Source organism: Roseateles sp. P5_E4, assembly GCF_054049255.1.
In genome coordinates this window covers 49101-63363 of sequence record NZ_JBFUMS010000003.1, presented here as the reverse complement: position 1 = coordinate 63363, position 14263 = coordinate 49101, and the positions used below count along the sequence as shown (strand labels likewise).

The window sequence follows — 14263 nt, the reverse complement described above, 5'->3', positions numbered from 1 at the left end:
TGGCGTGGAGCGCGACTTGGTAGTCATTCGGCCAGGCGAGCTGCTCAAAGGCCAACCTAATTCAAAGGCTCATCAGCTCGCTGGAGGTGCAGTCCCGACCGCGTTCCTTCGAAAGATAGAGCGCATCATCAGCGCGCTCGAGCACGCAGTCCAACGTCTCATCCGGGCGAGCTTGCGCGACACCCGCGGAGAAGGTGAAGGAGATGCCCGCGGTCGGCCCCATGGTGCTGCGCACGCGTTCAAGTGCCGTGCAGGCGTCAGCCAACTCGGTGCCCGGCAGCAGAAGCAAGAACTCTTCACCACCGACACGCCCGAGAGATTGGCCGGAGCGCAAGTGGGTGCGAACGTGCTCGCAGAAATGACGCAGCACTGCGTCTCCGCCGGCATGGCCGTGTGTGTCGTTGACTTTCTTGAAGTGATCCAGATCCAGCAACGCCATGCACACGGGATGCGAATGCCGGCGTGGGTCCGCGAGAGCGCTAGCGGCGAGCTTCAAAATATGGCGCCGGTTCGGGACGCCTGTCAGTTCATCAGTAAATGCTGCCTGGACTGCAAGTTCGTGTGCATGCGCCAGTTCGGCCGCCATGCGCTGGTTGGCCCGTAGCAACCGCTCGAGGTCATCCTTCTCGTCGCGCAGCGACTTGCGCTGCAGGTACAGCGCTACGAAGGCTGCCACCTTGCTCTGCATCACAAGCGGCGGAACGGGCTTCATCAGAAAGTCAACCGCACCAGTTTCATAGCCCTGAAACGTTCGCTCGGTGTCGATGCTGGCCCCGGTCAAAAAAATGATGGGCACCTCATTTGTGCGTTCATCGCCGCGCATTGCCGCGGCGAGCTCGAAACCGTCTACGCCAGGCATGTTGACGTCGATCAACGCCAAGGCGAACTCATATTGACGCAGTAACTCCAACGCCACCGCTGCCGACAGCGCAGATACAACCTCAACGCCTGGCCGATCCAAGATTAGCTTGGTTGTTACCAAGCTGTCAGGATGGTCATCGACATGAAGAACGAAGGCGATGTCGCGGGTAGGCAGCGCTAACTCCCGAAAACTGTGCCTTTGCACGTTAGCAAGAGCCAGAGCCAACGATGTTGCTCAGGATAAGAATTTTTCAATGCGTTACTGATAGGCGCGAATTGCTATCTGCTGGCCAGCAGATGCGATGCTTGGTGGGCAATGACGTTCAAGACACCCGAGCTGAAACGTTCCGTAAAAGAACCCCGTAGCGGGGTTCCTGCCACGATTTCTCGGGGCGCAGCCCCTACAAACGCGCGCTGACCGTGGTGCATGGGCCCGCGGCAATCAACGCAGTTTGAAGGACCTGATGACCGCTACGCACGACCCGCATCCCGCCCTCGCCCGGCGCTCCCTGCTTGCAGGCCTGGGCCTGCTGCCCGCTCTGCCGCTGCTGTGCAGCGCGCCGGCGCTCGCCGAGACCCGCCCGGTGCCCGCCTCGGCCAGCGGCGTCTTCCGCCACGCCGGCCTGTTGGTCACGGAGGACGACTTCAAGCGCATCCGTAGTCATATCGCGGCCGGCGAGCAGCCCTGGACGGGCTGGTGGAACAAGCTGTGTGCCGACCGCCTCACTTCACTGGACGCCTGGCCGAGCGCGCTGCCGGCGGTCTACCGCCAGGACAGAAGCAAGGCCTCGCTGTACCGCGACATCCAGCGTGCCTGGTGCCTGGCACTGCGCTGGAAGCTGTCGGACGACCCCCGCTATGCCGACAAGGCGGTGGAGACCCTGGATGCCTGGGCGCAAACGCTGAAATTGGTCGCGACCAAGGCCGAAGGATCGACCGCCCCTGACGATCACACCTACATCCTGATGGCCGGCATGCAAGGCCACCAGTTTGCCCAGATCGGCGAGGTGATGCGCAGCTACCCCGGTTGGGCGCCGGCGAGCCTGGCGCGCTTCCAGCAGATGCTGCTGGATGTGTTCGGCAGCATCTGCTCGGGGTTTCTCAAGAAGGTCTCCCTCGGCTCGCATGCCAACTGGGACATGGCCTCGCTGTGTGGCGCCATGGCCATCGGCGTGTTTTGCGACCGGCCCGAGTTGTACAGGCAGGCCTGCGACTACTACGCGGGCAACAACAAGGGCGAGCTGGCCATGTTCGGCAATGGCTCCATCGTGCACAGCGTGTACTTCATGCACCCGGGTCATTTCGGGCAGTGGGAGGAGAGCGGGCGCGACCAGGGGCATTCGACGCTGGGGATGTCGCTTGGCGGCGACCTGCTGGAGATGGCCTGGAACCAGGGTGACGACCTCTACGGCATGTACAACAACCGCTTCCTCGCGGCGGCCGAGTACGTGGCGCGCTCCAACCTCAAGGACGAGAACGGCAACGTCTACGCCATGCCGTACGCGCCGGAACACAACCCCTCGCAGCCCCACACGGCGCGGTGGACGGAGGTCAACCAGTCCTTCCAGAACTACCGCAACGCCTGGGAACCCATCTACAACCACTACGTGAACCGCATGGGGCTGGCGGCGCCCAACGTCGCGCGCATGCTGCCCCTGTGCGAGCCGAATTACGGGTCGGGCAATGGCGACGACATGGTGTACCCGACGCTGACGCAGCGCCGGCCCGCCTATGCCGGGCCGATGAAGGCGCCCTCCGGCCTCACGTCCCCGGTGCACGACGGTCGCGTCGTGCTGTCGTGGTGGGGCAGCGTCGGTGCGACGTCCTACGCGGTCAAGCGGGCCGCCCGTGTCAACGGGCCCTTCACCCATCTGACGACCGTCGCCGCCGACCAACTCCTCACCCACACGGACACGCCGCCCAAGGGCGTCTGGTTCTACCAGGTCACCGCCCTGGGCAGCGCCAGCGCCAGCGCCGCCTCCACCGCGGTGCGGGCCGCCGTGCCCGGCGAGCGGCGCTTCTCGATGCCGCTGAATGGCAGCAACGGCACGGGCACCATCGGCGCGTTGCAGACTCCCGCCGGCCAGTGGAAGGCCGTCGCGGGCGAGCTGCTGGACGGCGCGACCTGGGGCGACGGGCGGCTGAACGACAAGGCCATCGTCTTCGACGGCAAGTCGGCCGGCCTGCAGCTGCCCGAGGGGCTGTTCAGCGGCCTGGGCGACTTCACCTTGTCCCTGTGGGCCAATGCCAATTCACTGCGCACGGACAGCTGCCTGTTCTTCGCCGGGCACGACGGGTTTTCCTACATGCGCCTCGTGCCCAAGGGCCGCGTGGGGCTGCAGTTCGCCATCACCGGCGCGGGGTTCAACGACGAGCAGAACCTGGTCGCGCCGTGGTTCATGCCCATTCGCCGCTGGGTCCATCTGGCCGTCACGCTCAAGGGCACCACTGGCCGGCTCTATGTCGACGGCACAGAGGTGGCGAGGTCCGACGCCATGATGCTGTCGCCGCGCCAGGTCGGCGACCAGGTGGCCTTCCTCGGGCGCGACTGGGGCCATGCGTCATTCAACGGCCGCATCCAGGGCTTCCGCATCGAAGCGGGGGCCTTGAGCGCCGCCGAAGTCGCGGCTCTGGCGAAGTAGCGGTCGGCCGGGCGCACCGGCGCGCCGTGCGCGTGCCGTGCGCCTCATTCCCGCAGCGCTCACCGGCGCCGGTACCCGGCCCGGCAGGGCAACTGCTGGGCGGCTGGCTCGCGACAGGTCACTGCCGACAGCCGGCTCCGGACGCTGGCATTTGATCTATGTCAAACCGCGTTACGGCGGCGTTTCTAGAATTTGATGCATCAAAAATGCATCTTTAGAGGCGCCCATGTCAGTCCCTTCCCTTCAGTTCGACTCTCGCGGATTCGCAATGAGTGACCGCGCCCCAGCGATCGTCGCCAAGCTTGACGTCCTGGCCGCCAACGAAACGCTGGAGCTGTTGATGGACGGGGAGCCCGGCTCGCTGGAGGCCCTGCTCAACGTTCACAGGCCCGGGATGTTCAGCTGGCAGAGCGTCGACCGCGGCCCGGACTTCTGGCGGGCGCGAGTCACAAGGCTTGGCTCTGCGCGCGGCACGTGCTGCGGCGCTTGCGGCGGCGCCTGACGTTCAACTGTTCCTGGCGTTCCAAGGAAATCACCATGAAATCCCGTAGCAATCTCTGGCGCTGGCTGGGGCTCATCTTCGTGCTGTCGTTCGGCGCCCTGGGCTACCTGGGCTGGCAGATCTATCTTTCCGCCCCACCCATCCCGAACCGGGTGGTCAGCGCCGACGGCGAGCTGTTGTTCACCGGCGAGCAGATCCAGCTCGGCCAGCAGGCCTGGCTGTCGGCCGGCGGCCAGCAGCTCGGCACGGTCTGGGGGCATGGCGCCTATGTCGCGCCGGACTGGTCGGCCGACTGGCTGCATCGCGAGGCGGTGGCCCTGAAGGCCCGGCGCCTGGCCGAACAGCAGCAAAGCGGCCTGACGGTCAGCGACGCGCAGCGCGCCGCCGTCGACCAGCTGGTGCGCGAGGAAATGCGCCGCAACACCTACGAAGAGAGCAGCGGCGATGTGCGCGTCACCGCCGCCCGCGCCCAGGCCATCCGTGAAGTCGCTTCGCACTACGACGGCCTGTTCGGCACCGAACCGGCGCTGGACAAGCTGCGCGACCAATACGCGATGACGGCCGGCGCCTTGCCCGAAGCCGAGCACCGCAAGGCGCTGGCGGCCTTCTTCTTCTGGTCGGCCTGGGCGGCTGTGACGGATCGCCCTGGCGAGGCCGGTCTGTCCTACACCAGCAACTGGCCGCACGAACCGCTGGTCGGCAACACGATGAGCACGTCGGCCGCGATGTGGTCGATGGTCAGCATCGTGCTGCTGCTGGCCGGCATCGCCGCGATGCTGTGGCTGCACAAGGGCGACGAAGAGCTCGCCGTCGTGCCCAAGGCCGACCCGCTGCTCGGCGCCAAGGCCACACCGTCGATGAAGGCCACGCGCAAATACTTCTTCGTCGTCATCGGCCTGATGCTGCTGCAGATCGGCATGGGCGCCATCACCGCCCACTATGCGGTGGAAGGCCAGGCCTTCTTCGGCATCCCGCTGGCGCAGATCCTGCCGTACACCGTCACCCGCACCATCCACACGCAGATCGGCATTTTCTGGATCGCGACTGCCTGGCTGGCCACGGGCCTGTACGTCGCGCCGCTGCTATCGGGCGCCGAACCCAGGCTGCAGAAGCTCGGTGTCGACGCGCTGTTCTGGGCCCTCATCGTCGTCGTGCTCGGCTCGACGATCACCGGCTGGCTCGGCACGCTGCAGCACCGCGGGTTCGATTTCAGCTTCTGGTTCGGCAACCAGGGCCTGGAGTTCACGAGCATGGGCCGCTTCTGGCAGATCCTGCTCTTCGTTGGCCTGCTGTTCTGGGTCTTCCTGCTCGGCCGTGCGCTGTGGCCGGCGCTCAAGCGGCCTTCGGAAACCCGTGGCCTCATCGCCATGGTCTTCCTGTCGGCGACCTGCATCGGCGGCTTCTACGCGAGCTCGCTGACCTGGGGCCAGCACACCCACTACTCGATGGTCGAGTACTGGCGCTGGTGGCTGGTGCACCTGTGGGTGGAGGGCTTCTTCGAGGTCTTCGCCACGGCCGTCGTCGCGCTGATCTTCACCAACCTGGGCCTGGTGCGCGCCGCTTCTGCCAACCGCGCCATCGTCGCGGAGACCATCGTCTTCCTGTTCGGCGGCATCCTGGGCACGTTGCACCACCTGTACTGGACGGGCACGCCCACATCGGTCATTGCGGTCGGCTCAGTGTTCTCCGCGCTGGAGGTGGTGCCGCTGACGCTGATCGGCCTGGAAGCGCTGCAGACCTATCGCTGCGCCAAGGGCGTGGCCTGGCTGGGCGCCTACAAGTGGGTCATCCTGTCCTTCGTCGCCGTGGGCTTCTGGAACACGGTGGGCGCCGGCCTGTTGGGCTTCGCCATCAACCCGCCGGCCTCGCTGTACTACGTGCAGGGCCTGAACATGACGGCGGCCCACGGCCACGCGGCGCTGTTCGGCGTCTACGGCATGCTGGGCATCGGCCTGATGCTGTTCTGCCTGCGCGGGCTGTACGACCGGGCGCTGCATGCCGACCGATTCCTCAAGCCCGCCTTCTGGAGCCTGAACATCGGCCTGGCGATGATGGTCTTCCTGTCGCTGCTGCCGGCTGGCATCTACCAGGCCTACCAGAGCATCACGAAGGGCCTGTGGTACGCCCGCTCGCCAGAGGTCATCCACTCCAAGGTGATGGAGACGCTGGTGTGGCTGCGCGTGCCGGGTGACATCGTGTTCGCCGCCGGCAGCGTCTTCCTGGCCGTGTATGCGCTGTACTTGCTGCGCCGCCCCGCGGTGGACCGCCTGCCTGCAGGCGCCGCCCCGGCCCGTGGGCGCTGAAAGGATTGAAAGATGAGGCTCACCGCCTTCACCGACTACAGCCTGCGCGTGCTGATGTTCCTGGCCGCCGAGCCCGACCGGCGGGCCACGGTGGGCGAGATCTGCGCGGCCTTCGACGTGAAGGCCAACCACCTCACCAAGGTCGTGCACCACCTGGCCAAGCGCGGCTGGGTGAGCACCGTGCGCGGCAAGGGCGGCGGCCTCACGCTGGCCCGGCCGGCGGCGCAGATCCGCATCGGCGAGGTGGTGCGCGACACCGAGGGCCAGGCCCTGCCGGCCGAGTGCTTCTCGGCCGAGGCCAGCCATTGCGCCATCGTCAACCACTGCCGGCTCAAGGGCGTGCTGGGCGAGGCGGTGCAGGCCTTTCACGCCGTGCTGGACCGCTACACGCTGGCCGACATCACGGCCAACCGTCAGCAGTTGGTACAGCTGCTGCACTTCATGGCGCCGGCGAGGTCGGCGCCATGACGGGCATGGCCTATCCCTACGAAGGGCCGGAGGAACTTCGGCAACCCATCCTGGCGGCGCTGCGCCGCGTGGTGGACCCCGAAGTGGCGATGTCCATCGTCGATGTCGGCCTGGTCTACGGCGTGACCGTCGAGGCCGAGCGCGTCAAGGTGCTGCTGACCATGACCTCGGCCGCCTGCCCGGTGGTGGACGTCATCGTCGACGACGCCTGCACCGAGCTCGACAAGGTCGTGCCGGTCGACCAGCGCATCCATGTCGAGGTGGTGTGGGAGCCGCCCTGGACGACCGATCGCATGAGCGACCGGGCCAAAGCCTTCATGGGCTGGTAGGGCAGGGGATGCGACGCGCTCCGGGTCTGCTGCCGCGACTGGCCTTCGCGGGCCTCGCGGTGGTGGCTCTGGTGGCCGGCATTGCCGGCGGCCTGGTGCGAGCCGGGGTCGCCGTGCCCGTGGCGAGCGCGGCCGTCGCTACCCATGCCTTCCTGATGATCTGCGCCTTCATGGGCACCGTCATCGGCATCGAGCGCGCCGTGGCCCTGAAGCATCCGGCGGGTTTTGCTGGCCCGCTCGCCTCGGGCGCTGCGGGCCTGGTGATGCTCTCCGGCGCGCCAGGCCTGGCCGCATGGCTGGCCGCGGGCGCGTCGCTGGCCTTTGTCGGCGTGAACCTGGCCGTGGTCAGGCGGCAGCGGGCCGCGCACACGCTGCTGTTGCTCGCCGGCGCAGTAGCCTGGGCGGCCGGCAGCCTGCTGCACGCGCTCGGCCTGATGGCCGGCGCCGTGGTGCCGCTGTGGTTCTGCTTCCTCGTGTTCACCATCGCCGCCGAGCGGCTGGAGATGACGCGGCTGATGCGCCGCCATGCCGGCGCCGGCCCGGCCTTGCTTGCCATCCTGGCCGTGGCTGCCTGTGGCGCGGTGTTGTCCGGCCTTGTCGCGGACGTGGGCGGCCTGCTGTATGGCTTGTCTCTGGCCGCGCTCGCCAGTTGGCTCGCGGTGTTCGACATCGCACGCCGCACGGTCCGCGCCGCGGGGCTGAGCCGCTACATGGCCCTGTGCCTGCTCACCGGCTACTTCTGGCTGGCCGTTGCCGGCCTGGCCTGGGCGGGCACGGCGCTGGGCCTGCCGTGGCGCGACGCCGCTCTGCATGGCCTCGCGCTGGGCTTCGTCTTCAGCATGGTGTTCGGCCATGCCCCGGTCATCCTCCCCGCCGTCGCCCGCGTGAAGTTGGCGTTCGGCTGGCCCTTCTATGTGCCGCTGGCGCTGCTGCATGCGTCGCTGGCCGTGCGTCTCGGCGGCGGCCTGTTCGACGCCCGACTGACGGCCGCAGGTGCCACCGGCAACGCGCTGGCCATCGCTGCATTCGTGCTGACGCTGGCTGGAGCAGCCATCGCCTGGCGAGCTCAACGGAAACCAACACATGATGCCCTTGCTGAGAATCGATGAGCCCCCGCCGGCCGCGCCCGCGGGCTTTGCACTGTTCGCGCTGGGCTTTCGGCCCTTCTACCTGCTGGCCAGCGTGTTTGCCGCGCTGTCCGTGCCGCTGTGGGCGCTGCAGTTCTCGGGTCTGCTGGGCCATGCCTATCTGGCCGGACCGATCTGGCATGCCCACGAGATGCTGTTCGGCTTCACGCTGGCCGTCATCGTCGGCTTCCTGTTCACGGCCGGCCGCAACTGGACCAACCTGCCCACGCCTACCGGCTGGAAGCTCGCCGCGCTGGCCGCGCTCTGGATCGCCGCCCGCGTGCTGGTGTTGACGCCTTTTGCGCTGGCCGCTGCCGTTGCCAACGTCGCCTTCCCGCTGGCCGCGGCCATCAGCCTGGCCTTGCCTTTCGTGAAGGCTGGCAGCCGGCGCAACTACTTCTTCATCGGCCTGCTCGCGCTGCTGGCGCTCGCCGCTGGCTGCGTGCATCTGGCGCAGTTCGGCGTCGTCGCGGTGCCCGGCTGGCTCGGCATCCAGGTGGCGCTGGACGTGGTGCTCTTCATCCTGGCCGTGATGGGCGGCCGCGTCATCCCGATGTTCACGAACAACGGCGTGCCAGGTGCTGGCGCGAGCCGCAACGCCTGGGCCGAAAAGGCGGCGCTCGGCGGCGTGCTGGCTCTGCTGGCTGCCGATGCAGTGGGCTTGCACGGGTGGCCGCTGGCCGTTCTCGCGGCCGCCGCCGGTGCCGCCCACGCCTGGCGCTGGGCGTTGTGGCGGCCCTGGCGCACGCTGCGTGCGCCGCTGGTGTGGGTGCTGCACCTGGCCTACCTGTGGGTGCCGGTGCATCTGCTGCTGCGCGCGCTGGCCGAAGCCGGCTGGCTGATGCCGTCGCTGGCCACGCATGCGCTCACCGTGGGCGCCGTCGGCGGCCTCGTCATCGGCATGATGACCCGCACCGCGCGTGGCCACACCGGTCGGCCCTTGAAGGCTGACCGCTTCGAAATCGCCTGCTATCTGCTGGTTGCCGCCGCGGCCGCCGTGCGCGTGCTTCTGCCTTTGATCGCGCCTGCCCAGATCGTCCACGCCGCCCTGGCCTCGGCGCTGCTGTGGTCGGCGGGCTTTGGCCTGTACGCGGTGCGCTACTGGCCGGTGCTGTCCCGCCCGCGCCTCGACGGCCGACCCGGCTGAAATCAACGAGACCCAACATGAAACTACCCAGCTACTTTGACGAAGTCCCCCGCCTCACGATGCAGGACCCGCTGGCCCGCGTGCTGGGCTGCGCCGAGGACGGCATCCTCGACTACGGCTTCGCCGACGCCGTGCGGCTGACGGGCCATTCCTGCGTGGCCGTCGCGTCGGCCTACTGGCTGACCTGGCTGGCGCTGGAGCAGCTCTACCCGGACGGCCTGCCGCAGCGCGGCGGCATCAAGGTGGAGTTCCGCGACGATGCGCGCTCCGGTGGGACCGGTGTCGTCGCGACGGTGGTGCAGATGCTCACGGGTGCGGCGGGTGGGTCCGGCTTCAAGGGCCTGGGTGGGCGCTTCAGCCGGGCCGGCCTGATCCGCAGCAAGCCCGACCTGGTGCTGGCGCTGCGCTTCACCCGGCTCGACACGCAGGCCGCCGTGGACGTGGGCGTGGACACGACCTCCCTGCCGGGACAGGCGGAACTGGATGTGCTGGTGGCGCTTCTCGCCTCCGGCAAGGCGGCGCCTCAGGACGAGAAAGACCTCGGCGAGCTGTGGCAGGCGCGCGTGCGGTCGCTGCTGCTGGAACGCGGGCGTGATCGCACGGTGTTCATGGTCCGGCCGGTGCATCGGCTGCGCGGCGCGGCCGGCTTTCCCCACATGCCGGAGGCCGCAGAGGCGTTCGCGTGAGCAAGAGGTTTCCGATCCGGCCGGCCAACCCCGGGCGCATCTGCTGGGGCTGCGACCGCTACTGCTCGGCCGATGCGCTGCAATGCGGCAACGGCTCGGTGGCCACGCCGCATCCGAGCGAACTGTTCGGCGACGACTGGATGAACTGGGGCCTGGACGCCCCTGCGGCCGCGGCCGAACCCGCCGGGCCAGCGGGAGCGGTGGCGGAGTGATTCGTCGCCGCGCTTGCGCGAGATCAAGCTCACGCGGGAACGGCCTGCCCAGAATCCGCCGCATGTCCAAAGGCTGGAATCGCGCCCGTCTCGCCACCAAGGTCGGCATCCTCGGAGCCGCCTTGCTGTGCATCGCGCTGGGCTCGATCGGCCTGACGCTGTGGATAGGCTGGCAGCTCGAAGGCGGCGCGGCGGCGGTCAACGAAGCGGGGCGGCTGCGCATGCAGACCTGGCGCCTCGCCCACCAAAGTGTGGGTGCCGGCAGCGATGCCCTGCGCTCGCTCACCCAGGCCTATGACGCCTCCCTGCAGCTGCTGGTGGACGGCGACCCCGCGCGCCCCCTCTTCCTGCCGCGCGACGGACACACCCTGCAGGCCTGGCGTGGCGTGCACGAGGGCTGGCAGCAGCTGAAGTCGACCGCGGCCGATGGCCTGCCGGCGCCCACCGGCGCGCAGGCCGAGGTCCAGGTTCGGCGCATCGACGTCCTCGTCGACGCCGTCGAGGCGCGCATGGCAGGCTGGAGCTCGCTGCTGTCCAGCGTGCAGCTGGCGCTCGTCGGCCTGGCCATCGCCGCGGCCCTGATCTTCCTGTACGCCTCGCACCTCGTCGTGTTCGCGCCGGTGGACCGGCTGCGCCGCGGCCTGCAGGCGCTGGAGCAGGGCGCGCTTGGCGCCCGCGTCGCCGAGGACTCGCAGGACGAATTCGGCGACCTGGCGCGCGGCTTCAACCGCATGGCGCAGCGCCTTGAGGCCGTCTACCAGGGCATGGCCGATGAAGTGCGTGCCAAGACGGCCGACCTGCGCCTGGAGCAGCAGCGGCTGGCCACGCTGTACGAGGCCACGTCCTTCGCCGCCGGGGCGTCGTCCGTGCGCGACCTGGGTGCCGGTTTCGCCGAACGCATGCGCCGCGCGGCCGGCGCCGATGCCGTGGCGATGCGCTGGCTGGACCCGAGCCAGCAGCGCATGGTGCTGCTGGCTTCGCAGGGCATGCCGCCCGCGATGGCCGAGGCCGAACGCTGCGTGGCGCCCGGCGCCTGCCATTGCGGCAGCCCCGAGCCGCATGCCAAGGTCATTCCGATCACCCGCGAGAGCGATCACAGGTCGCACTGCGCCAAGGCCGGCTTCGTCGCCGTGACGGCGGTGGCGTTGACGGTGCAGGGCCGTGTGATGGGCGAGGTCGACCTGCTGTTCCGCGACCCGCCCCAGCCCAGCCAGGCCGACCGCGAGTTGCTGGACAGCCTGGCGAGCCATCTGGCCAGCGCCATGGACAGCCTGCGCAACGAGGCGTTGCAGCGCGAGGCGGCCGTGGCCGAGGAGCGCGGCATGCTGGCCCGCGAGATGCACGATTCCATCGCGCAAAGCCTGGCCTTCATGAAGATCCAGCTGCAACTGCTGAAGGACGCGCAGCGGGGCGGCAAGGCCGATGCAGCCGTGCGCCTCATCGACGAGCTGGAGCTGGGCCTGAAGGAATGCACTGCCGACGTGCGGGCGCTGCTGATGCATTTCCGCACCCGCACCGATGGCGACGACCTGCTGCCCGCGCTGCAGCAGACGCTGCAGAAGTTCCGCCTGCAAAGCGGCCTGCAGGCCGAGCTGGAAGTGGACGGCCACGGCGCACCGCTGCCGGCCGACGTGCAGGTGCAGCTGCTGCACGTGGTGCAGGAGGCGCTGGCCAATGTGCGCAAGCACGCGCAGGCCAGCCAGGTCCACGTGCGGCTGGCGCACCAGCCGCACTGGCAGATCGACGTGCGCGACGATGGCCGTGGTTTCGACCTGGCCACGGACTCGCCCGACGACAGCCACGTCGGGCTGCGCATCATGCGCGAGCGCGCCGCCAAGGTGGGTGCCGCCGTGGCGCTGGAATCCCAACCCGGGCGCGGCACGCTGGTGCGCGTCTCCCTGCCCGAATACGAGACGGCCAATACATCATGAATGCCGAACCCATCCGCGTCCTTGTCGTTGACGACCACACGCTGTTCCGCCGCGGCCTGATCGCGCTGCTGGCCACGCAGTCGCAGTTGCAGGTCGTTGGCGAGGCCGGCGACGCCGGTGCGGCCGAGCGCCTGGCGGCCGAATTGCAACCCCAGGTCATCCTGCTGGACAACCACCTGCCCGGCGTCACCGGCGTGCAGGCCCTGCCGGCGCTGAAGGCGGCCGCGCCGGGTGCCCAGGTGCTGATGCTGACGATGAGCGAGTCGGAGGCCGACCTGGGCGCGGCCCTGCGCGCCGGCGCCTGCGGCTATCTGCTGAAGACGGCGGACAACCACGAGCTGACCCAGGCCATCGAGCGCGCGGTGCGCGGCGTGTCCAGCTTCAGCGCCGAGATGGCCGGCAAGCTGGCCACGGCCTTCCGCCACGATGCCGAAGCAGCGTCCACGGCGGCCGCCGCACCACCCGACCCGCTGGGAACGCTGTCGCCGCGCGAGCGCGAGATCGTCGACCTGATCGCCCGCGGCGACTCCAACAAGCACATCGCACGCGAGCTCGGCATCGCCGAGACGACGGTGAAGATCCACGTGCAGCACTTGCTACGCAAGCTGGATCTGGACTCGCGCGTGCAGGCCGCCGTGCTGGTGACGCAGCAACGCGCGTAGTTCTTTAGGACGAGGCCGCCCGGGCCGTCGTCCTCCCTGCGGGCGGTGCCCCGCTGCCCCTCTGGTGAATGTGCGGCGCGCAAGCTGGGCGGGACAGTCTCCTCATGTTCACTGAGGAGGAAACCGCATGACTGCGCCCCCTGTCGACCGCAAGGCCTGGTCGGTGCTGATCGTCAGCACGCTGGCCTTCACCGTCTGCTTCATGGTCTGGATGATGTTCGGCGTCATCGGCATCCCCATCAAGAAGCAGCTCGGCCTCAACGCCACCGAATTCGGCCTGCTGACGGCCATGCCGGTGCTGACCGGCTCTCTCGTGCGCGTGCCGCTGGGCATCTGGACGGACCGCTACGGCGGCCGCATCGTCATGACCCTGCTGATGCTCGCCACCGTGCCGGCCATCTGGCTGATGGCCTACGCGACGCAGTACTGGCATTTCCTCGTCATCGGCCTGTTCGTCGGCCTGGCGGGCGGCTCCTTCTCGGTGGGCACGCCCTACGTCGCGCGCTGGTTCCCCAAGAGCCGCCAGGGCATGGCCATGGGCGTCTACGGTGCCGGCAACTCCGGCTCGGCGGTCAACAAGTTCATCGCCCCGGTGCTGCTGGTCGGCTTCGGCTGGGCCATGGTGCCCCAGGTCTATGCGGCCATCATGGCCGGCACCGTCGTGCTGTTCTGGCTGTTCAGCAGCAGCAACCCGGCCCACCTCGTCACCAGCAACGTCAGCTTTCGCGAGCAGCTGAAGGCGCTGAAGGACCCGCGTGTGCTGAAGTACTGCCAGTACTACAGCATCGTGTTCGGCGGCTATGTGGCGCTGGCGCTGTGGATGGTGCAGTACTACGTCGGCGAGTTCAGCCTGGATATCCGCGTGGCCGCGCTGCTGGCGGCCTGCTTCAGCCTGCCCGGCGGCGTGCTGCGCGCCGTCGGCGGCCTGCTGTCGGACAAGTACGGCGCCCACAAGGTCACCTGGTGGGTGCTGTGGGTGAGCTGGATCTGCCTGTTCCTGCTGAGCTACCCGCAGACCGACTTCACCATCGTGACGCTGGCCGGCGCCAAGACCTTCCACATCGGCCTCAATGTCTACACCTTCACCGCGCTGCTGGCCGTGCTGGGCGTGGCCTGGGCCTTTGGCAAGGCCTCGGTCTTCAAGTACATCAGCGACGACTACCCCGGCAACATCGGCGCGATCAGCGGCATCGTCGGCCTGGCCGGCGGCTTGGGCGGCTTCGTGCTGCCCATCCTGTTCGGCGCGCTGCTGGACCTGACCGGCATCCGCTCCAGCGCCTTCATGTTGATGTACGGCGTCGTCTGGATCTCGCTGATCTGGATGTACTGGACCGAGGTGCGCCGCACCGAAGTCATGGGCCGCAACGCGCCCGAATTCCACCTCGCCGGCTGA

13 protein-coding genes are annotated in these 14263 nt (G+C 68.5%); 12 read left to right on the top strand and 1 reads right to left on the bottom strand.

The window, feature by feature from the left end; all coding sequences use genetic code 11:
- Nucleotides 1-61: 61 nt before the first annotated feature.
- Nucleotides 62-1066 carry a diguanylate cyclase gene (locus ACXJLH_RS07345; protein WP_457443556.1) on the bottom strand — a complete coding sequence of 335 codons (1005 nt, stop codon included), beginning with the start codon at nt 1064-1066 and terminating at the stop codon, nt 62-64.
- Between the two features lie 259 nt (nt 1067-1325).
- Here ACXJLH_RS07345 and ACXJLH_RS07340 point away from each other — a divergent pair, with 259 nt between their 5' ends.
- The 12 genes from ACXJLH_RS07340 (at nt 1326) to ACXJLH_RS07285 (ending at nt 14263) form a co-directional block, all read left to right on the top strand.
- Nucleotides 1326-3503 carry a LamG-like jellyroll fold domain-containing protein gene (locus ACXJLH_RS07340; RefSeq protein ID WP_457443231.1) on the top strand — a complete coding sequence of 726 codons (2178 nt, stop codon included), beginning with the start codon at nt 1326-1328 and terminating at the stop codon, nt 3501-3503.
- Nucleotides 3504-3729: 226 nt separating this feature from the next.
- Nucleotides 3730-4005 (top strand): DUF2249 domain-containing protein, encoded by a 276-nt coding sequence (locus ACXJLH_RS07335; RefSeq protein ID WP_056197902.1) that lies wholly within the window; start codon nt 3730-3732, stop codon nt 4003-4005.
- Between the two features lie 35 nt (nt 4006-4040).
- A complete protein-coding gene (locus ACXJLH_RS07330; protein ID WP_457443229.1) occupies nt 4041-6308 on the top strand; it encodes a nitric-oxide reductase large subunit in 2268 nt (755 codons plus the stop codon).
- 12 nt (nt 6309-6320) lie between these two features.
- On the top strand, nt 6321-6776 hold the full coding sequence (locus tag ACXJLH_RS07325) for an Rrf2 family transcriptional regulator (RefSeq protein ID WP_457391967.1): 456 nt from the start codon (nt 6321-6323) through the stop codon (nt 6774-6776).
- The gene (locus ACXJLH_RS07320; RefSeq protein WP_056197899.1) at nt 6773-7105 is read left to right on the top strand and encodes a metal-sulfur cluster assembly factor; all 333 of its coding nucleotides are present in this window, start codon (nt 6773-6775) and stop codon (nt 7103-7105) included. The genes ACXJLH_RS07325 and ACXJLH_RS07320 overlap by 4 nt, the downstream gene beginning before the upstream one ends.
- A gap of 8 nt (nt 7106-7113) precedes the next feature.
- A complete protein-coding gene (locus ACXJLH_RS07315) occupies nt 7114-8214 on the top strand; it encodes a hypothetical protein (RefSeq protein WP_457443227.1) in 1101 nt (366 codons plus the stop codon).
- Complete coding sequence (locus ACXJLH_RS07310) at nt 8189-9379, top strand: NnrS family protein (RefSeq protein ID WP_457443225.1); 1191 nt, start codon at nt 8189-8191, stop codon at nt 9377-9379. Before ACXJLH_RS07315 ends, ACXJLH_RS07310 begins: the two co-directional genes overlap by 26 nt.
- A 17-nt stretch (nt 9380-9396) precedes the next feature.
- On the top strand, nt 9397-10065 hold the full coding sequence (locus tag ACXJLH_RS07305) for a hypothetical protein (RefSeq protein ID WP_457391975.1): 669 nt from the start codon (nt 9397-9399) through the stop codon (nt 10063-10065).
- Nucleotides 10062-10277, top strand: coding sequence for a DUF3079 domain-containing protein (locus tag ACXJLH_RS07300; protein ID WP_457443223.1), 216 nt, complete (start codon nt 10062-10064; stop codon nt 10275-10277). The genes ACXJLH_RS07305 and ACXJLH_RS07300 overlap by 4 nt, the downstream gene beginning before the upstream one ends.
- Before the next feature lie 62 nt (nt 10278-10339).
- Nucleotides 10340-12208 carry a type IV pili methyl-accepting chemotaxis transducer N-terminal domain-containing protein gene (locus tag ACXJLH_RS07295; protein WP_457443221.1) on the top strand — a complete coding sequence of 623 codons (1869 nt, stop codon included), beginning with the start codon at nt 10340-10342 and terminating at the stop codon, nt 12206-12208.
- Complete coding sequence (locus ACXJLH_RS07290; RefSeq protein WP_457443219.1) at nt 12205-12870, top strand: response regulator; 666 nt, start codon at nt 12205-12207, stop codon at nt 12868-12870. The genes ACXJLH_RS07295 and ACXJLH_RS07290 overlap by 4 nt, the downstream gene beginning before the upstream one ends.
- Nucleotides 12871-12997: 127 nt before the next feature.
- Nucleotides 12998-14263, top strand: a complete 1266-nt coding sequence (locus ACXJLH_RS07285) for an MFS transporter (RefSeq protein ID WP_457443217.1) — start codon at nt 12998-13000, stop codon at nt 14261-14263.